Consider the following 19,170-nt stretch of genomic DNA (forward strand, 5'->3'; position numbering starts at 1 on the left):
CAACGGAGCTTTCACCATGACCACCAATGTTTCGGGCGTACCTGCCGCAGCTACGCCTACAGCCCCCTTCACCACGGACGCCACGTGGACCAACTGGGGCGGGAACCAAAGTGCTACGCCCGCCTTCACCGTACGGCCCGGGAATGAACACGAAGCGCTCGACGCCGTCCGTTTCGCCATCCGCGAGGGCTTGCCTGTGCGGGCGGTCGGCTCAGGGCACTCATCCTCGCCTTTGGTTCAGACCGGCGGGGTCCTGATGGACATGTCCGGGCTCTCAGCCATCACCGGCACGGATCGTTTGGGGCGCCGAGCCCGGGCATTGGCCGGCACCACCATCAACGCGTTCGGGGACGCCTTGTGGGACAAGGGCTTGGCGCTGAGCAACCAGGGCGACATCGACAAACAGCAGATCGCAGGCGCACTGGCCACCAGCACGCACGGGTCCGGCAAGGACCTCGGCAGCTTCTCTTCCAAGTTGCGCTGGGTGAAGCTGATCAACGGCTACGGCGAGATCGTGGAAATCGGCGAGGACCAGCTACGGGAACTTCGCGCAGCCCAGACGGCTCTGGGCACATTGGGGATCTTCCTGGAAGTCGAGTTGGCCGTGGAGGACAGCTACTACCTGCAGGAAGAGATCACCTACCCCACGTGGGCGGAAACCAGGTCCACGTGGCAGGCCGACATCGACAACAACCGGCACTACTCCTTCCTGTGGTGCCCCGGGGACGACTCGTGTGAACTCCTTGACCTGCCCGGTTCGCCGGATCACAGCATGGGCGGCCGCAGCTACACCAAGCGCTACAACGCGGCTTCAGTCCAGGACGAGAGCCAGCTTTCCACTGTTGAAGGTGCCCGGTTGGACCGTTCCTACCGCATCTATCCGGGCGGATTCACAACGCAGTTCCATGAGCTGGAGTACTTTGTCCGCAGCGAGGACGGATTGGTGGCCGTCGAAGCCATCCAGGAGCTGATCCGGAGCAGGTACCCCGAGCAGAAATACCCCGTGGAGGTCCGCTGGGTGAAGTCCGACGACGCCTACATGTCCCAGTTCCAAGGCCGAGACAGCACCGTCATCACCCTGACCACCGAGCCCGGAACCGACTACTGGCAGTTCTTCCGTGACGCCGACGCCGTGCTGCAGGAATTCGAGCCGCGCGCCCACTGGGGCAAAATCCACTTCATGACCCGCAGCCGCCTCGAACGCCTCTACCCGGAGTTGGACACCTTCATCCAGGTCCGGCGGGAGTTCGATCCCAAGGGAATGTTCCTCAACGACCACACGAGGTCGCTGCTCGGCTGACCATCTCCCACATCCCACCCCCTTCCCGCCAACCCTCACTCACATCCCACCCCCTTCCCGCCAACCCTCACTCACATCCCGGTTACACCAGCTGGAAACTTCCGAGTGGTATTTTGATCACTGCTGGAGGCAGACACTGCACCTATTGGGAGGACCATCCATGTTCAAGGGCTTCAAAGACTTCATTCTTCGCGGCAACGTGATCGAACTGGCCATTGCTGTGGTTATCGGCAGTGCCTTCACCGCGCTCGTTGCAGCATTCACCAACAACATCATCAACCCCGTGATCGCGGCAGCCGGCGGTATGAACGCCGACGGGCTCGGTTTCCGGATCTGGCAGGACAACCCGGCAACGTTCATCAACTTCGGCGCCGTCCTGACCGCCCTGGTGACCTTCCTGATCACCGCTGCCGTGGTCTACTTCATCTTCGTGGCCCCCATGAACAAGATCAATTCCCTGGTCAAGGACCGTCTCTCCACGGAGGAACCCGAGGAAGAGCCCCTGCCGGCGGACACCGCCCTGCTTGCCGAGATCCGCGATCTCCTGAAGGATGCTGCTGCCGCCCGCAATGCAGGACAAGCCCAAGGCGTGGATCCGGACTTCGATTCCGACCGCACCCGCTAGGAACTGGCCGCTCTCCGCGAGCGATCCCTCCCGTTTCTTCGCCAGGAACCCGGTGTTCTCCCATTGAGAACGCCGGGTTCTTGCGTGTTCACGAGACTGTCCCAGGAACGTGACGCACAAGCAACGGGTTCGAAACAGGGACAAGCCAGCATGAAAGCATGAAGCCCAGCGCGAGCACTCCGGCCACCGCGGATCTCCTCTGCGATGCCTGTGGCCAACTCCCCGAACCGCCCAAGGCCCGGCTCACCCTGGCCAATATCGCCGTGATGCTTCCCATCGAACTGCTGGTCCATGCTGCCGTGGTGGGAACCCATCTCCCGTACGCAGCCAAGGTCGTGCTCCTGGCCGTCACCGCAACCGTGCTGGTCATATGGGTAGCAGAGCCGTCGGCTGCCAAGGTGCTCAGGCGGTGGTTGCACGCGGCAGCCCTCCGCCAGAGACGCACCTTGCATCTGGCACCTTCCCTTTGGCGTGCCCGGACTGTGCTTCTCGACCAGCCTGGTTCCCTGCAGAAAATCACCAAGTCCCTGGCCAAACTGGACAGCAACATCCTCAGCGTCCACGTGCATCCGATGCCCGGAACGCAGTCCCCTTCCGGGGAGCTTACCCAGTCGGTGATGGATGAGTTTGTGCTGTCCGCCCCTGGAGAGCTCACCGAGCTTGAACTGCTAAAGGCACTGGACGACGGCGGCGGGCGGGATTCCCAGGCGTGGCCCACCACCGCCTTGGCTATGGCTGATGGCCAAACCAAGGCTTTGAGCCTCGCCACCCGTATTGCGGGAAACCCGAAGGAACTTCCACACGCGGTTGCCGAGCTCCTGTCCGCGAAAATCGTCCAAGTGGATCCCGAGCACCCGGCCCCCAACCTGAGTGCCGCCGTCGGGCCGTCCGCTGACATCCTCAAGATCCCGACCGCCTGGCACGGACCCTTGGTATTCTCCCGGCCAGGTGAACCCTTCTCGCTGGCAGAATCGGCGAGGGCACACCGGCTGGCGGAGCTCGCGGAAATCCTGGCACACAGTCCGGGCTCCATGGAAAGCCCACCCGCTCGGGTCGCGGTGTTCCCGCCCGGGTAGGGGAACAAAGGGGCCACTTGCGGGGCGGGTGGACGTCGCTTGAACTCTCCTAAGTAGGCGGGAGTGGATCAGCCGGGTGGCTAAACTCAGTCCTGGTCGATCTTGTCGAGCAGTTTGCCCAGCGCCTCACGAATGTCGTCGTGGTCGTACTGCCCCGCCCGGCTCTCGGCCGCGATCACACCGCAGCGGTGGATCTTCTTGAAGTCGCCGATGGGGAACTTGTAGTGGCCCTTTTGGTCCTCCGGGTGTTCGTCGTCCACACCCAGGAACCACTTGGAATATTCGGCGTGCCCGTGCTTCTCCAGGAAGGCACTCTCTTGTTTGGTGGAGGGAGCGTGCTCACTCCAGTCATCGCGGATGTCCTTGACTACTTTGCCGTCCTGAATCAAACGTTTCGCGTGATCATAGGCCTTCTTATTGAGTTTTACGGTCACGTCGGAACCTCCCTTGGATGTGGGCCGTACATGGTTGGGTACTTCGTGCAGCCCAGCTTAGGATCAGTCCGACCGGCCCGGAAAGCCTTTCAGTCCATGAGCCTGAGCCGGAGACCGGTTCCGCGTTCTTTCTCAACCAACCGCCGCTCTATGGGTCCGCTTTGGGCAAGCCAAAGAACCTTTCCGTCATAGGTCACAGACTCCACGCAGCCTTCGTCGACAATCTCGTTGTACCGCCAGACCTGAACCGTCTGGCCCACGAGGATCCGCCAATTGGTCACGGCCCGGCCTTCCGCCTCGACGAAACGCGGCCCCGGCGCCGACTTCTTCTTACTGTCCTGCACGTCAATACTCCTAGCGGTCACAAGCCTTCTGTAGAGACTTGTGCCGCCACGGCCCAGTACATGACGCGGTTCAACGATTTTTCCTAGAGTCCCTTCACGGCACCGAGGACCTTTGTCAGGGAATCCTTGGCGTCTCCGAAGAGCAAGGTGGTTTGTGGTTCGTAAAGGAGTTCGTTTTCGATTCCGGCGAATCCTGGCCGCATTGAGCGTTTGAGGAATACCACCTGCCGGGCGTCGGCGACCTCGAGGATTGGCATTCCGTAAATCGGCGATCCGGAGGTGGTCTTCGCTGCAGGGTTCACGACGTCGTTGGCGCCAACTACCAAAGCAACATCGGCGGTCTTGAATTCGGAATTGATCTCACCCATTTCCTTCAGCGACTCATAGGGCACATTGGCCTCGGCCAGCAGTACATTCATGTGTCCCGGCATTCGTCCTGCCACGGGATGGATGGCGAAGTCGACTTCAATGCCCCGCGCTTCCAGGGCTGAGGCGAGCTCGGCGGCAGTGTGCTGTCCCTGGGCAACTGCCAAGCCATACCCCGGCACAATGATGACCCGCTGCGCATACCCCAGGAGCACCGCCACATCCTCCGCGCTGGAAGACCGGACCGGCCGTTCGCTGACCTCTGTGGATCCGGCAGTGGAGCCGCCCTTGAACGCTCCGAACATGATGCCCGCCACGCTCCGCCCCATCGCGGCGGCCATGGCCCGGGTCAGGATGGTGCCAGATGCGCCCACCAATGTCCCGGCCACCACCAAAAGAACGTTGCCCAGCACCAGCCCCGACGCTGCCACGGCAAGGCCGGTAAACGCATTCAGGAGCGAGATGACAATCGGGACATCGGCGCCACCCACCGGAAGAACCAAAAGGATGCCGGCACAAAGACCCAGGACCAGCAGCACCAGTGCCAGCGCAAGCGAGCCTGTGACGATCACGGCCACCCCTGCCCCTACCGCAGCAAGCAGCACCACGGCCATGAGGATGGGAAGTCCGGGGAAAGTCACGGGCCGGGTGGTCATGAGCCCCTGAAGCTTGGCAAAAGTAACCCCGGAACCGGCGAAGGAGACCGCCCCCACCAGCAAGGTGAAGACGATGGCCAGCCGAACCCAAGGATCATCCGTGTGGGAAAGTTCAAGCAAGGCCACGAGCGCCGCAGCCCCACCGCCCACACCGTTGAAAAGTGCCACGAGCTGGGGCATTTGCGTCATCTGCACCCGTCGGGCAACAGGGGCGGCAACGCCGGAGCCAACGGCAATGGCCCCCAGGATCCAAGGGATGTTATCCAGTTTCACGGAGAGGAACACCGTGACCACGGCCACCAGGGCACCCAAGGCTCCGATCAGGTTTCCGCGCCGCGCCGTCCGGGGGGAGTTAAGGCCCTTCAGGGCCAGGATGAAGCATGCTGCCGCGGCGAGATACAGAAGCGCGGTCCAGGTGGGGTTCAGCAGCGTCATTGCCGGCGCCCCTTTTTGATTGGACCCGCTGAGTCGACCGGCCGGGCTGCTGTGGAACCCGTCTGATCTCCAGAACCCGCCTGACCTGCAGAACTTGCCGCGCCTCCTGCACCTCCAGTGCCGCCAGTGCCTCCAAGCTGTCCAACGTTCGACGGCGGCCGTTGCCGTCCGCGGAACATCTCCAGCATGCGGTCGGTCACCACGAACCCGCCTACAAGGTTGGCCGTAGCGAGGACGACAGCCAGCAGGGCGACCGCCAACACCCACGGATCCGCAGCCTGTCCCGCAACAATGATGGCACCCACCAGGATGATCCCGTGGATCGCGTTCGCGCCTGACATGAGGGGCGTGTGCAGGGTGCTGGAGACTTTGGAAACAACCTCGAAGCCCACGAACACTGCCAGGACTGTAATGGTCAGCAGGCTCATGCCGTCCATCAGCGCACTCCTTCACTGCCGGGTGCGGGACCGCCGCGCGGAACACTGCCGGAAGCCGCACCTCCAGGCGAGGAACTGCCGGAACCGGCACCGCCCGGCGGGAGACTGCCGGAAGCCGCACCTCCAGGCGAGGAACTGCCGGAAGCCGCACCGCCCGGCGGGAGACTGCCGGAACCGGCACCGCCCGGCGGAACACTGCCAGGCGAGGGACCGCCGCGTGGAACTACGCCGGCACTCCCACCGACGACGGGCACAATCTCGCCAGCAAACGCCGTGAGTGCCTCTGCGGTGGGGGCGTGCCGGACCTGGCCGTCGTGGGTCAGGCAAGTCCCGGCCACGACTTCGTCCGAGAAATCCGGGGACACTTTGCCGTCTTTGGTCATGAGCGCCAGCAGGTTGGCCACGTTCTTTGCGTAAAGGCGGGAGGCGTCCGCGGGCATTGCGGAGGCGGCGTCCTTGATGCCTACCAGCGTCACAACGCCCTGGCCGTCGGCTGTGGGGACAGGGATATCCTGCCCCGGGATGCTTCCTTCGACGTTGCCGCCCGATTCGGCGGCCAGGTCCACCACCACGGAGCCAGGTTTCATGCCCTGGACCATGTCCCGGCTCACCAGGAGCGGCGCCCTCCTGCCGGGAACGGCGGCAGTGGTGATCAAGACGTCGGACTGGGCCACATGCGGCGCCAGGAGTGCCCGTTGCAAGGCCCCCCGGTCTGCGCTGAGTTCGCGTGCGTACCCACCGGAAGCCTCAGCTGTTTCCAGGTCCAGCTTGATGAACGTTCCGCCCATGGAGGCTACTTCATCCGCCGACGCCGGACGAATGTCATTGGCCGAAACCCTGGCCCCGAGCCGCTTCGCTGTGCCGATCGCTTGAAGTCCGGCAACACCGGCGCCCAACACCAGCACCCGGGCGGGCGGAATGGTCCCCGCTGCCGTCATGTACAGCGGGAAAAAGCGGGGCAAGCGCAGGGCCGCTTCAAGGACGCACCGGTAGCCCGCCACCAGGGCCTGGGACGTCAGTGCGTCCATGGATTGGGCGCGGGAAATCCGGGGAACCAGTTCAAGGGCAAAAGCGGTGATACCGCCTGCGGCGAGCGCCCGCACGGTAGGCAATTCGGAGGCCGGTGACCCTAATCCGACGGTGACCGAACCCCGGCGGAGGGCTGCCGCCGTCGACGGTTCCATGGGACGGACGTGGCAGTAAACATCCAGGGCCCCCAGATTCAGGGACTGCACCACGGATGCGCCTGCCTGACGGTAATCGTCGTCGCTGTGCCCGGATGCCAATCCGGCACCGGACTCGATCTGAACTTCCAGGCCCAGCCCGATCAATTGCTTGACCGTTTCGGGCGTGGCGGCCACGCGTCTCTCGCCGTCGAGCGCCTCGCGCGCAATGCCTGCTCTCACCCGCCACCCCACTTCCTGAACTCTCCCGAACGCTCCTGAACCAGTTGGCATGAGTCTATGACTGCAAGGGTCCGTGCGGGAGTAGGGGGCTGCGCTATGTGCACAACTCCATTAGGGTCGGTGGAAGCTGGGGGCAACCAGCCACCACACCGTCGACGAGCCGGTTCCGGCCGTGCCGTCGGAAAGGAACGCCACTATGGATACCTTCAAAATCGGTTATTTCGTGGGAAGCCTGGCGGGCAATTCGATCAACCGGGTTCTTTCCAAGGCGCTGATCAGCGTTGCGCCTCCGGAGCTTGAGTTCCATGAGATCGCCATCAAGGACCTTCCCCTCTACAGTTCGGACTACGACGCCGATTTCCCGCCGGCCGGACGCGAACTTAAGGATGCGATCGCGGCCTCGGACGGGATCCTTTTCATCTCCCCTGAATACAACCGTTCCATCCCCGGCGCCCTGAAGAATGCCATCGACTGGGGTTCGCGTCCGTGGGGCACCAACTCGTTTGCCCGGAAGCCCACGGGAATTATTGGCGCATCGCCGGGCGGCATCGGGACAGCGGTGATGCAGTCGTCCATGCGCAGTGTGTTGAGCTTCCTGGACGCACCGCAGTTGAACGCACCTGAGGCGTACATCCGCTTTGTCGCGGACGCGTACGACGACGACGGTTCAGTTAAGGACGAAGGCACCGCTGCCCTGTTGCGGCATTACATGGAGGAATACAGCGCGTTCGTGCAGCGTGTCCTCGCCGCCAACGCACCTGGCCACATCGGCGACCAGGAACCGGATTCCGCCAAACTCACCCGCTAGGAAAGGAATGGGTGCCGCCCCTGTGCCCGGGCGGCACCCCCGAAAATCACCCACCAGGACGGTTTAGTCAGTATCCTTACTAGTGTGAGGATAACGAAAACCCCCTAGACCCCTGGAGGTAACGATGTTTCGAAGACTAGCCACCACTACAGCGGCATTCGCCCTTATTGCAGGCTCCATGCTCGCGACCTCGGCCGCAGCCAGCGCAGCGCCCGGTTATCAAGCAAGTGCTGCTCAGGCCAGTGCCGCCCAGGCCAGCGCCACCCAAGGCAACGTGGCCGCCACGACACCGACGCCCACCGCGGATTCCACCAACCCGTCCGGTCCTTCGACTCAAACGCCAACCAACCCTGCACCCTCATCCGGTGCGCCCAGCACACCCAACCCTGCAGGCAGCGGCCCGGCCAACCCCGGGACCGGAGAGTCCGATCCCCAGGAACAGACCCGCACCGACGCCACTCCCTGGGTACTGGCCGGTGTAGCCGCGGTAATTATCATTGCGTTGATTATTTGGACCGCACGCAACCGGCGTGGACGGGACAAGGGCATCAGCGATTCCCAGCGGTAGTCGCCCGGGACAGCTCCACGGCTCCGCAGCTCCGCCTTGCGTCCAACCAACACAGCAGCCGCGCTAAGCCCCCGCGCGCTGAAGCCAGCCTGCAGCGGCGGGCCCTCGGGCCCGCCACTCCGACCCGCAGGCGCTTGCGTCCAACTAAAGCCTGACAAAGCCAACCAACCCGGCCAACCCGCAGGCGCTTACGTCCCGCTAAGCCCCGCGCGACCCCGCAGCGAGCCGGCCCACGATGCTGCTTTCCAGGTGCTCCAGCAGGTGCCGTGGATTGTCATAGACTTCCGCGGCGCCTGCGTCGCGCAACTCCGCTTCGCTGATTCCGCCGCAGGTCAGTCCAACCACTGGGACACCAATGGCCGCGCCGGCTTTCACGTCCCACACTGCGTCGCCAACAAATACGGCATCCTCGGGGCTGATTCCCAGTTTCTCCAGGCACGCAACCAGGATGTCCGGCGCAGGCTTGCTCTCCTTGGCGTCGTTGGAGCTGGTCCAGGCGTCGATCGAGGATCCGGCGTCGAGGATATGCCGGCTGACCTCGAGGTCACGCTGTTGAGCCGACGACGCCAAGCCCACGGCCAGTCCGGCATCGGAGCATGCCGCGAGGAGGTCGCGCGCCGAGTCGAATGCCCTCAGCGTCGGCCAGAATGTTGAAAAGACTGCGCCGTGGGCACTCTTCAGGTCTTCCTGCATCTCGTCGGTGCAGTCGGGCAGAAGGCTCTGGATCAACCGGTCGCCTCCCCTGCCCACCCGCCGGTGGATTGCTGACATCTCGATGTCCAGGCCTTCCCGCCGGAAGGCCTGCCACCAGGCCATGGCGTGGAAGTAGCTGGAATCGATCAGGGTCCCGTCCACGTCGAAGAGAATCCCGCGCTTCTTATGCGGCGTTGGTTCAGCTGCCACAGTTGACCGCCTTCGCTTGGGTCCGCGCCCCTTGCTCGGCGAGTGCGGAATCGATGACGGGTTCTTCCAGCATCAGCACGGCGTAGCGCTCAGCTGAAGCCGGGCGAAGAAGGCCCGTTCCCGCCACTTCCCTGATAGCGGCAACTCCCTCCACGGCCTCATCCATGGATGAGAACTGTTTGGAGAGTCCCATCAGGACGTCCTCACCGTCCACCATCAGAATCCGATATTCCCCATCAGGCGTTTCAACCAGTTCCAAATGTCCGGCCATCGCTACCTCCTCGTCTTCGATGCCAACCAGCATAGTAAGACTCCTTAGTATAGGCCTCATTGAAATATTGCGTAACGCGGGAAATACGCGCGTGCAACTTTTGGTTGCCGCCTGCATGACAACAATCGGAATCATCGGAGCAGGACACATTGGCAGCCAGATCGCGCGCAAAGCCGTGGAACTGGGCTACGACGTCGTCATCAGCAATTCACGGGGACCTGAAACCCTCGGTGAACTGGTGGCAGAACTGGGACCGCGGGCCCGTGCCGCCACGCCCGGTGAGGCAGCAGCGGCAGGCGATTTCGCCGTCGTGACCGTACCCCTCAAAAACTACCAGGACATCCCGGTAGAGCCGCTCGAGGGCAAGATCGTCATCGACACCAACAACTACTACTGGGAGCGCGATGGCCGCATCCCGGAGCTGGACAACGGCCAAGCCACCACCTCCGGCCTGCTCCAGAAGCATCTCCCGACGTCCAAGGTGGCCAAGGGCTTCAACCACATTTTCGCCAAGGACATCACTACCGACGGCACCCCTGCAGGCACGCCCAACCGTCGGGCGCTGGCCACCGCGAGCGACTTCCCGGATGCCGCCGGGCTCGTCACCAAGCTCTACGACGAATTCGGTTTCGACACCGTCAACATTGGCCCCCTGGAAGACAGCTGGCGCGTTGAACGCGACCGTCCCGCGTACGTCGTCCGGCAGACCGCCGTCGAGCTTCAGGACAACCTCGCCAAGGCGAGCCGCACCGTCTAACCCTCACGCACGACGGCGGGGCGCGGCCGACGCTCCCGCGTCGCCTTGCGATGGACTGCTGCGCGGCACGGTGCCTTGAAAAAGTGGCCGGAAACAGTGTCACGAATCGGGCCAACGGCGCACTTTATGGGTGGCTGCTTCCTTAGGTGCTTGGCGCATCGAGCACCTGGGGAAGCAGCTGCATCGCCAGCGCCCCGACCCGAGGAGTCCCATGTCCACCAAGATTTCAAACTGGCCCGCAGCAACTCCCCTGTGGGTGGACCTGGGCGTGGACCACCCCGAAGCGGCGAAGGCGTTCTATGCAGACCTGTTCGGCTGGGAATTTGTGTCCGGCGGACAGGAAGCCGGGGGCTATCAATTGGCCCAGCTGAGGGGCCGCGCCGTGGCGGGAATGGGGCCCAAACAGGATCCCGGCACGCCTACGTCCTGGACGACGTTCCTGGCCTCGGACGATGTTGACCTTACGGCCAAGAAAATCGTCGCTTCCGGAGGGCAGCTGCTTGCCGAGCCCTTTGATGTCGACCAATCCGGCCGGATGGCCCTTGCCGCAGACAGTTCTGGTGCAACGTTCGGCGTGTGGCAGGCCGGCACCCATATCGGCGCTGAACGCGTCAATGAGCATGGCGCCCTCTGCTGGAACGAACTCCATACACGGGACTACTCCGCAGCCCGGTCCTTCTACGCGGAGGTCTTTGACGTCAGCTACCAGGACGTTAGTGAAGAAGGCCTTGTCTACTCCACGATCCGCCGGCCCTTCGATGGCCGGGAAGTGGGCGGAGTGCATCATGACACCGCACTTCCCGATCACACCCCCAACCACTGGATGACGTGGTTCGCCAGCGATTACGTTGCCGGAACAGCCACCCGGGCAGTAGAGCTCGGGGCCACCCTCCTTGGCCCCGTGGAAGAGAACGCACTGGGCCGGATGGTAGTGGTCCGGGGACCGCAAGGCGAAGTGTTCGGCGTCATTGATGCCCCACGGACCAGCGACTAATCAGGCCGCCGCAGGATCCAGCGCTTCTGCGATGATCTCGTGTGCATGGGCTGCGGCCAGGGGTGCTGCCAGGCGGTGAACTACCTGGAACGTCCTGCGGACCGCGGGCCCATGCCACTCCGGCGGGAGGTAGTCGGTGGGCAGGTTGGGGTCCCGGTAAGGGAACTTCCTCCACATTGTCAGCATGGGAATGTAGTAACGGAAAGCGTCGCGCCGCAGCTCTTCCGTGGACTCTGCCAGGGCCCTTTCAGGATCGTCGCCGACCCTTTGCGTCCACTGCTGTTCCGCACCCTCATACAGCCCAAGGAACTCGGTAAATTGTTCGTCAAGTTCCTTGAGATCCCACCATTCGGAGATTTTGGGCCGCATGGGGCCGTCAAAAACGTAGTCGCTCCGGAACAGGTCCACGAACTCAATCAGCCCGCCGGCAGTGAGCCGTTCGCGGGCTTGCTCCAGCTTGTGGGCCGGCGCGATCCACACACCGTTGGCCACTGAACCGAACCCCAGCGCCAGCAATGCGGAGCGCAGCTGGTGCCGGCGGTTGCGCATGGACTCAGGCACCGAAAAGACGGCAAGCACCCAGGTATCAACCGGGGCGGGCTGCTCCGGGGCAAAGATGCGCTTGTCACCTTCACGGAACACATCGCTGACGGACTCGGAAATCTTGTACTTGGCGATCCCGCCTTCGCGGACGCTCTTGAGCACGCCCTTCGCCTTGAGCCTTGAAACCGACGACCTCACGCCCGGTGCGTCATAGCCGAGCGAGCCCAGCATGGAGATCAGCGCAGAAACCGGCAAGGCATCGCCCGCATTCCGGCCGTAGAGGCCGAAGATCGTAACGAGCAACTGCTGGTGGCGCACCGGGGGTGCCGGAACGACGAACATCTGAAGAGCCTCATTTCCGCGCCCTCATCAGGCGCCAGTCCAGTTCATCATAGGTTCGGTCACAGTCCCCATCGACTCGGCGCCATCCAACCGTGCGAGCGGCCACGGCCCCGCCGCACCAACGGGTGGCCCCGCCTCGCCAACGGGTGCCCCGCCTCGCCAACGGGTGCCCCGCCGCGCCAACGGGTGGCCCGGTGCGCGAACGGGTGGCCCGGTGCGCGAACGGGTGGCCCGGTGCGCGAACGGGTGGCCCCGCCTTAGTAAGCATGCTTACTATAGAACTACGCTGTTTTGGGGCCCCGCGGCCTCGAAGGGTCCTTTCCGTATCAACGATAGGAAGCACATCATGGCAGGAAATCTCGTAGCCCGTTCCATTCACGACCTCACCGCCGCAGCATGGTTCGGCGGCTCGCTGATGGGGGCCATCGGACTCAATGGTGCCGCAGCAGAGGCAAAAGACCCCACCGAGCGGACCCGCCTTTCAAGCAAGGGCTGGGGCAAGTGGGCGCCGATCCAGACTGCGGCTTTCGCTGGGCACCTGGCGGCGGACCTGGCCATCGCATGGGAAAACAAGGGCCGGATCGCCAAGCAGGACAGCGTTGCGGCGAACACCGTCTACAAGACGGCCGTGACCCTGGCAGGCGCTGCCGTCACCCTGTATGCAGGCATTGTGGGCAAGAAAGTGGACGAACTCTCCGGTGAAGGGGCCGAGGGTGCAACCGAACCGCGCGCCGGGGCATCGGACGAGCTGAAGGCCGCCCAAACGCAGCTGAAAGCACTCCAGTGGGCCATTCCCGCATTCGCCGGCTGGGTCATCATCCTCGGCGCCAAGCATGGAGAGATGCAGCGCCCCAAGAACATCCTCAAGGGCCTGCGCTAGAAGCCCCACACCTCCAAACGCCGAGATGGCAGTTGATGACAGTCCCAGAGCTCGACATTGTCATTAACTGCCATCCCGGCGGAGGGGGTTAGCCTTCCTGCCCAGCCCTGACTGCCCGGATCAGATGCTCCGGCCAAGGCTGCGCAGAAGTGGTCCCCTGGGGGACGTGCACGGTGGTGACCGTCCCGTAAGCGGCAACCTCACCGGCGTCGGACGTTACCTCGAACGCCATGGTCATGGAGGTCCGGCCCAGCGCCTGGATCTTCACCATGGCGGTAATGCGCTGGCCGAACCACAGCTTGGCCTTGTAGTTGATCACTTGCTGGACCCGGGGAGCGTTGGGAAAGTAATCCGGCAAGTCCAGCAGGCGGAAGAGTTCGGCTTCGGCGGCCTCAACCCAGCGCAGGATGGCTGAATTGTGCTGGTGTCCGGAGGCGTCGGTGTCCACCCACTCCACCGTTCGCTCCACGCTCGCCTCCGGAAACCTGTCCATGACCACTCCTAGCGGGCACCGACGGCGGCGTCGTCAGGATCGACGTCGACGGCGGCAACGGGCACCTCAGGTTGCGGCTTGGGAATCATCGCCACAGCACCCGCGGCCAACACGGCGATGCCGGCGAAGATCGCAAAGTTGGCCTCGAAAGGCAACTTGGAGCCGGCGATCCACCCACCGATCAACGGTCCGGAGATGGCACCCAGACGGGCGAAGCTCAGCGCCCAACCCGTCGCCGTGCCGCGGACCTTGGCCGGGTAGTAGTCGGCGATGTATCCGGTGAGGACCAGCGAGGTGGAGATGGAACCGACACCGGCGAAGGCGACGAACAGCAGGTTGACCACCATGATGTTCGGGAAGACCAGCAGCATGATGCCCAGGCCGCCCAGGATGTAGAACACCACCAGGATGAGCTTCTTGCCGTACTTGTCCGCGGCGCGACCCAGGAGCAGGCCACCGATGGCTGATGCAAGGCTGAAGACCAGGAGGAACGTCAGGGAAGAGCCGAGGTCGTAGCCGGCCTTCTTCATGATGCTCGGCAGCCAGGTGTTCAGGCCATAGACCAGGACCAGGCCGCAGAAGAGCGAGATCCAGAAGAACACGGTAGATCGCAAGTACTTGCGGGAGAACATGGTGGTAATGGTTTTCCACCACGGGTCCGCTTGGACGCCGGCAACAGGAGCTGCGGGAACCACCGGTGTGTAGTTGGCAATGTTCAGCTTGGCAGCCAAGGCCTTGGCCTCGGACTTCCGGCCCTTCGACTCCAGGAATTCCAAGGACTCGGGGAGGAACTTCCAGATGATCGGGAGCAGCACCACCGGCGCAGCGCCGATCGCAATGACTGCACGCCATCCCCCCACGGGCAGGACAAACAGGGCAGCAAGGGCTGCAGCCACAATTCCCAGAGAGTATCCGGAGTACATGAGGCCGTAGTTGTAGGACCGCTTGTTCGGTGCCGAATATTCGATGGTCAGGGCCGCTGCCACCGGGATGACTCCACCCATGCCCAGCCCGCCGATCAGACGGAAGATTCCGAACAGTTCCGGGGTAGGTGCCCACGCTGCGCCGGCTTGGGTAATCGTGAAGATCACCATGGAAGCCAGGAGCATCTTCTTGCGGCCCACGAGGTCGCTGAGGGTACCGATGAACAGCGCTCCGATAAGCATGCCGATCAAGGCATATGAACCGAGGCCGCCGAGAGCCAGCGGGCTGAGGTTCCATTCCTTGTATTCGGCGAGGGCGGGGAGGATGGCTCCCAGGACGCCGACGTCGTAGCCTTCGGCCAGGATGGCAAGCCAGCAGCAGAAGAGGACCACGCCGGTGGTCTTCTTGGGCACGTTCCAGTCGTTGACCGGTGCGGTGGCCATGGCTACTTCACCAAAACCGATGCGGCGGCGGACTCGGGAGTCCAGCGAAGGTGGGTGTTGGCCTCTTCGATTTCCGCTTCCTTGAGCAAGGACAAGCGCGGACGAACGGCATCAGTGCGGGAGCTCGGCGGCTTCCGGCGGCCTGCCCGGAACTGCGGGATCCACTCGGCACCGGGGCCCTGGTATTCCTGCTCAGCGGCAGCGTGCAGGGTCCATTGGGGATCGTAGAGGTGCGTTCGGCCAAGGGCAATCAGGTCCGCACGGCCGGCGAGCAGGATGGAGTTCACGTCGTCGTAGCTGGAGATGGCGCCGACGGCGATCACGGCCACACCTGCCGGAGCGGCAACTTCCTGACGGATACGGTCGGCGAACGGCGTCTGGTAGCTGCGGCCGTAGGCGGGCTTCTCTTCCTTGGCGACCTGGCCGGTGGAAACATCCAGGCCGGCTGCGCCGTGCTCTACGAAGGCGCGGGCAATGGCCACGGAATCATCGGAAGTGTTGCCACCCTCGATCCAGTCCGTGGCGGAGATGCGTACCGTCACCGGTTTGTCGGCCGGCCAAGCCGCGCGAACGGCGTCGAACACTTCCAGCGGGAACCGCAGCCGGTTCTCCAGGCTGCCGCCGTATTCGTCGGTCCGCTTGTTGGACACCGGCGAAAGGAAGGAGGACAACAGGTAGCCGTGGGCGGCGTGGACTTCCAGAAGGTCGAACCCGGCCTCGTCGGCACGGACTGCGGAAGCAACGAACTCGGCCTTGATGGCGTCCATGCCGGTACGGTCCAGCTCCACTGGGGTTTGGTTCTGCGGGCTGTACGGCAGCGCAGAGGGCCCGACGGCGGTCCAGTTGCCGGACTCGAGCGGCTGGTCGATGCCTTCCCACATGAGCTTGGTGGAGCCCTTGCGTCCTGAGTGACCCAACTGTGCGCCGATCTTGGCAGTGGAACGGCCGTGAACGAAGTCCACGATTTCCTTCCAGCTGTCACGCTGCTCATCGGTGTAGAGGCCGCTGCAGCCGGGGGTGATGCGGCCGGCTTCGGAGACGCAGACCATTTCGGTCATCACCAGGCCGGCACCGCCGAGGGCTTTGGAACCGAGGTGGACCTTGTGGAAGTCACCGGGAATGCCGTCCGTGGCGGAGTACATGTCCATCGGGGAGACCACGATGCGGTTCTTCAGCTCCAGCCCACCAATGCGGTACGGCTGGAACATGGCCGGTGCCACCTCTGGCAGTCCCTGCGAGGAAGCGAAGCCGCGGTCCACGGCGTCGGCGAACTCGGGATCGCGCAGGCGCAGGTTTTCCTGCGTGATGCGGCGGCTGCGGGTGAGCAGGTTGAATGCAAACTGGGTGGGGTCCTGGTCCTTGTACTGGCCGATGCGCTCGAACCACTCCAAGGACGCCTGGGCCGCACGCTGCGTGGAAGCGACCACGGGCCGGCGCTCAGCCTCATACGCCGCCAGGGCGGACTCAACGTCCGGGTGTTCGTGCAGGCAAGCAGCCAGTGCCAGCGAGTCCTCCATAGCCAGCTTGGTACCGGAACCGATGGAGAAGTGGGCTGTATGGGCAGCGTCGCCCAGCAGCACCACGTTGTTGTGGCGCCAGTTCTCGTTCCGGACCGTGGTGAAGTTGATCCATTTGGAGTTGTTGGTGAGAACCTCGTAGCCGTTCAGTTCCTCGGCAAAGATCTCGCGGATCTTGGTGATTGCCTTTTCATCCGAGACGCCGGGAGGGAAGACCTCGTTGGCGGTTTCGTCGAAGCCGGCAGCGTGCCACACGTCCTGGTGCATTTCCACAATGAACGTGGAACCCTCATCCGAGTAGGGGTAACCGTGGATTTGCATGACGCCCCACTCGGTTTCCTTCACGAAGAACTTGAAGGCCTCGAACACCTGGTTGGTGCCCAGCCACATGAACTTGTTGGTCCGCGGGTCCAGGTTCGGCTTGAACGAGTCAGCGTATTTGGCGCGGATCTGGGAGTTGATGCCGTCCGCCGCAAGTACGAGATCGTAGTTGGCTTCGAGTTCTTCAACGGCCGGGGCCAGGGTGCTGAAGCGCACGTCCACGTTCAGTTCGATGCAGCGGCGCTGGAGCAGTTCCAGCAGTTCCTTGCGGCTCATGGCAGCGAAGCCCTGTCCGCCCACCGTGATCATCTGGTCGCGGAAGTGGATGTCGATGTCCGACCAGCGGGCGAAACGGCGGCTCATGTATTCGGCCACCACAGGATCGGCATTGCCGATGCCGCCGAGCGTCTCATCGGAAAACACGACGCCGAAGCCAAAGGTGTCGCTGGCAGCGTTGCGTTCCCAGAGGGTGATGTCGTGCGAGGGGTCCAACTGCTTCATCAGTGCTGCGAAGTACAGGCCGCCGGGGCCGCCTCCAACGATTGCGATTTTCATGGTGTTGCTCCTTCTCAGGCCTGGCTCTGGCCGGCGGGGGTAAGTTGTTCGTTCTGGCTCGCGTTCGCGCCGGTTTCCTTGGCAAAAAGGCCGTCACGGAGCTTGAAATGCTGGAGTTTTCCGCTGGGATTGCGCGGAAGTTCGTTGACGAAGCGCACGTCCCGGGGGTACTTGTACGGGGCGATGGTCTGCTTCACGAAGTCCTGGATTTCCTTGTGCTTGGTGGCATCGCCGGTGACGCCTTCGCGCAGGACAATGAACGCGCAGACGATGCTGCCGCGCTCCTCGTCCGGAACCCCGATGACCGCGTTCTCCACGACGTCAGGGTGCTGGTCGATGGCCGTTTCAACTTCGGGCGCGCCGATGTTGTAGCCGGAAGAAACGATCATGTTGTCCGAGCGGGCCTGATAGGTGAAGTAGCCGTCCGCGTCCATGGAGAACGTGTCTCCGGTGACGTTCCAGCCACGGACCACGTAGTTCGCCTGCCTGGCATCATCCAGGTACCGGCATCCGGTAGGACCAATCACGGCCAGGCGGCCGATGTTGCCGGCGCCGAGCTCATTGCCGTCGTCATCCAGGATGGTGGCCCTGAATCCAGGCACCGCACGGCCGGTGGTTCCGGGCCGGATGTCATCGCCGGCAGCGGAAATGAAGACGTGCAGCATCTCGGTGGCACCGATCCCGTTCACCAACCGCAGACCCGTGGCTTCATGCACGGCGTCCCAGGTTTCCTTGGAAAGGTGCTCGCCGGCAGAAACGGCGATGCGCAGGCCCCGGAGGAGATCTCCGCGCTTCTCTTTCAGGATCGCCCGGTAGGCGGTTGGTGCCGTGAAGAGGATGCTGGCCCCGGCTGCGGCGGCGTGCTCCGCGAGTTCCACAGGACCGGCCTTCTCGGTCAGAAGCGAGGACGCGCCGAACCGGAGCGGGAAGACCACCAGGCCGCCCAGTCCGAACGTGAAGGCCAGGGGCGGGGAACCGGCGAACACGTCATCAGCCGTGGGCTGCAGGATGTAGCGGGCAAAGGTGTCCGCATTGGCCAGAATGTCCCGGTGGAAGTGCATGGTCACCTTTGGCACACCGGTGGTGCCCGACGTCGGACCCAGCAGGGCAACGTCGTCAGCGGCGGTGTCCACTGCCGTGAACCTGCCGCTCTTGTGCTCGCAGCGCGAGGCGAGGTCGCCGTCGTCGTCGAATCCGTTGCCGGCCCCGTACGTCAGGACCTGTACCTTGACGCCGGCTGTTTCGTTCTCAGCGGCAATTGCGAGTTCGTCCACGAACCGGTGGTCGGAAATGGCCACTACCGGCTTGGTGAGGTCGATCAGGGTGGCGACCTCGGTGGAGCGCAGCATGGGCATGGTGGTCACCACTACGGCGCCGGCCTTCAGCACGCCGAGCCAAGCGGCCACGATCCACGGGTTGTTGGGCCCGCGCAGGAGCACGCGGTTGCCGGGGACCACGCCGAGGTCTTCGGTAAGGACCTGGGCCACCTGGTTGGAGCGCTTCTGGAGCTGGCCGTAGGTCCAGACAACGCCGTCCGGGGTCCAGAGGGCGGGGCGGTCCGCGCCGAACTGTTCAACAGCGTCGTCGATCAGCACGGCAGCAGCATTGAGCCGCTCCGGGTAGTGGAGTTCGGGGAGGGTGAATTCAAGCGCAGGCCAGGTATCGGCGGGCGGCAGGTGGTCGCGGGTGAACGTGTCCACGTGGGCCGATGGCATCATGCTCATGGCCGGTCCTTTCAGTGGTGCGTCGTTGAAGCTGATGGTTGGGGAGGT

At 63.7% G+C, this 19,170-nt stretch carries 18 protein-coding genes and 2 pseudogenes; 8 read left to right on the forward strand and 12 right to left on the reverse strand.

Features of this window, described 5'->3' with window-relative positions:
• Positions 1 to 16 precede the first annotated feature (16 nt).
• The 3 genes from LDN85_RS21050 to LDN85_RS21060 all read left to right on the forward strand — a co-directional run bounded on the left by LDN85_RS21050 (position 17) and on the right by LDN85_RS21060 (position 3,001).
• Positions 17 to 1,300, forward strand: a complete 1,284-nt coding sequence (locus LDN85_RS21050; RefSeq protein ID WP_223944166.1) for a D-arabinono-1,4-lactone oxidase — start codon at positions 17 to 19, stop codon at positions 1,298 to 1,300.
• A 160-nt stretch (positions 1,301 to 1,460) separates the two neighbouring features.
• A complete protein-coding gene (mscL, locus tag LDN85_RS21055) occupies positions 1,461 to 1,925 on the forward strand; it encodes a large conductance mechanosensitive channel protein MscL (protein ID WP_026541163.1) in 465 nt (154 codons plus the stop codon).
• A 158-nt stretch (positions 1,926 to 2,083) separates the two neighbouring features.
• On the forward strand, positions 2,084 to 3,001 hold the full coding sequence (locus LDN85_RS21060) for an amino acid-binding protein (protein WP_223944168.1): 918 nt from the start codon (positions 2,084 to 2,086) through the stop codon (positions 2,999 to 3,001).
• A gap of 86 nt (positions 3,002 to 3,087) precedes the next feature.
• Here LDN85_RS21060 and LDN85_RS21065 read toward each other — a convergent pair whose 3' ends face one another.
• The 5 genes and pseudogenes from LDN85_RS21065 to LDN85_RS21085 form a co-directional block, all read right to left on the reverse strand.
• Positions 3,088 to 3,435: a hypothetical protein gene (locus LDN85_RS21065; RefSeq protein WP_223944170.1), complete on the reverse strand. Its 348-nt coding sequence runs from the start codon at positions 3,433 to 3,435 to the stop codon at positions 3,088 to 3,090.
• A gap of 89 nt (positions 3,436 to 3,524) precedes the next feature.
• Positions 3,525 to 3,779, reverse strand: a complete 255-nt coding sequence (locus tag LDN85_RS21070) for a hypothetical protein (protein ID WP_223944172.1) — start codon at positions 3,777 to 3,779, stop codon at positions 3,525 to 3,527.
• An 83-nt stretch (positions 3,780 to 3,862) separates the two neighbouring features.
• Complete coding sequence (locus LDN85_RS21075; RefSeq protein WP_223944174.1) at positions 3,863 to 5,236, reverse strand: NAD(P)(+) transhydrogenase (Re/Si-specific) subunit beta; 1,374 nt, start codon at positions 5,234 to 5,236, stop codon at positions 3,863 to 3,865.
• A 161-nt stretch (positions 5,237 to 5,397) separates the two neighbouring features.
• A pseudogene (locus tag LDN85_RS21080) lies at positions 5,398 to 5,673 on the reverse strand (NAD(P) transhydrogenase subunit alpha); the annotation flags it as partial.
• 269 nt (positions 5,674 to 5,942) lie between these two features.
• A pseudogene (locus tag LDN85_RS21085) lies at positions 5,943 to 7,079 on the reverse strand (Re/Si-specific NAD(P)(+) transhydrogenase subunit alpha); the annotation flags it as partial.
• A 196-nt stretch (positions 7,080 to 7,275) separates the two neighbouring features.
• Between LDN85_RS21085 and LDN85_RS21090 the strand changes: the two are divergent.
• Positions 7,276 to 7,887: an NADPH-dependent FMN reductase gene (locus LDN85_RS21090; protein WP_026541158.1), complete on the forward strand. Its 612-nt coding sequence runs from the start codon at positions 7,276 to 7,278 to the stop codon at positions 7,885 to 7,887.
• 124 nt (positions 7,888 to 8,011) lie between these two features.
• A complete protein-coding gene (locus tag LDN85_RS21095) occupies positions 8,012 to 8,455 on the forward strand; it encodes a hypothetical protein (RefSeq protein ID WP_091553458.1) in 444 nt (147 codons plus the stop codon).
• A 198-nt stretch (positions 8,456 to 8,653) separates the two neighbouring features.
• Here LDN85_RS21095 and LDN85_RS21100 read toward each other — a convergent pair whose 3' ends face one another.
• Complete coding sequence (locus LDN85_RS21100; protein ID WP_223944176.1) at positions 8,654 to 9,358, reverse strand: HAD family hydrolase; 705 nt, start codon at positions 9,356 to 9,358, stop codon at positions 8,654 to 8,656.
• Complete coding sequence (locus tag LDN85_RS21105) at positions 9,348 to 9,662, reverse strand: hypothetical protein (RefSeq protein ID WP_223944177.1); 315 nt, start codon at positions 9,660 to 9,662, stop codon at positions 9,348 to 9,350. Before LDN85_RS21105 ends, LDN85_RS21100 begins: the two co-directional genes overlap by 11 nt.
• Positions 9,663 to 9,744: 82 nt before the next feature.
• Here LDN85_RS21105 and LDN85_RS21110 point away from each other — a divergent pair, with 82 nt between their 5' ends.
• Positions 9,745 to 10,386 (forward strand): NAD(P)-binding domain-containing protein, encoded by a 642-nt coding sequence (locus LDN85_RS21110; protein WP_223944179.1) that lies wholly within the window; start codon positions 9,745 to 9,747, stop codon positions 10,384 to 10,386.
• A gap of 211 nt (positions 10,387 to 10,597) precedes the next feature.
• Positions 10,598 to 11,380, forward strand: a complete 783-nt coding sequence (locus LDN85_RS21115; protein WP_223944181.1) for a VOC family protein — start codon at positions 10,598 to 10,600, stop codon at positions 11,378 to 11,380.
• Here LDN85_RS21115 and LDN85_RS21120 read toward each other — a convergent pair whose 3' ends face one another.
• Positions 11,381 to 12,265 (reverse strand): PaaX family transcriptional regulator C-terminal domain-containing protein, encoded by an 885-nt coding sequence (locus LDN85_RS21120; RefSeq protein WP_223944183.1) that lies wholly within the window; start codon positions 12,263 to 12,265, stop codon positions 11,381 to 11,383. It lies immediately after the preceding gene.
• Positions 12,266 to 12,611: 346 nt separating this feature from the next.
• Here LDN85_RS21120 and LDN85_RS21125 point away from each other — a divergent pair, with 346 nt between their 5' ends.
• Complete coding sequence (locus tag LDN85_RS21125; protein ID WP_026541151.1) at positions 12,612 to 13,145, forward strand: hypothetical protein; 534 nt, start codon at positions 12,612 to 12,614, stop codon at positions 13,143 to 13,145.
• An 88-nt stretch (positions 13,146 to 13,233) separates the two neighbouring features.
• On the opposite strand, the gene LDN85_RS21130 is transcribed toward LDN85_RS21125, so the two are convergent.
• The 4 genes from LDN85_RS21130 to LDN85_RS21145 are packed head-to-tail and all read right to left on the reverse strand — an operon-like array spanning position 13,234 to position 19,122.
• Entirely contained in the window at positions 13,234 to 13,638 is a 405-nt protein-coding gene (locus LDN85_RS21130; protein ID WP_223944184.1) for an acyl-CoA thioesterase, read from the reverse strand.
• Between the two features lie 8 nt (positions 13,639 to 13,646).
• Positions 13,647 to 15,005: an aromatic acid/H+ symport family MFS transporter gene (locus tag LDN85_RS21135; RefSeq protein ID WP_223944186.1), complete on the reverse strand. Its 1,359-nt coding sequence runs from the start codon at positions 15,003 to 15,005 to the stop codon at positions 13,647 to 13,649.
• A 2-nt stretch (positions 15,006 to 15,007) separates the two neighbouring features.
• The gene (locus tag LDN85_RS21140) at positions 15,008 to 17,398 is read right to left on the reverse strand and encodes a bifunctional salicylyl-CoA 5-hydroxylase/oxidoreductase (protein WP_223944189.1); all 2,391 of its coding nucleotides are present in this window, start codon (positions 17,396 to 17,398) and stop codon (positions 15,008 to 15,010) included.
• Between the two features lie 14 nt (positions 17,399 to 17,412).
• Positions 17,413 to 19,122: an AMP-binding protein gene (locus LDN85_RS21145; RefSeq protein WP_223944191.1), complete on the reverse strand. Its 1,710-nt coding sequence runs from the start codon at positions 19,120 to 19,122 to the stop codon at positions 17,413 to 17,415.
• Positions 19,123 to 19,170 lie beyond the last annotated feature (48 nt).

This window comes from Arthrobacter sp. StoSoilB20 (genome assembly GCF_019977295.1).
GTDB lineage: Bacteria > Actinomycetota > Actinomycetes > Actinomycetales > Micrococcaceae > Arthrobacter > Arthrobacter nicotinovorans_A.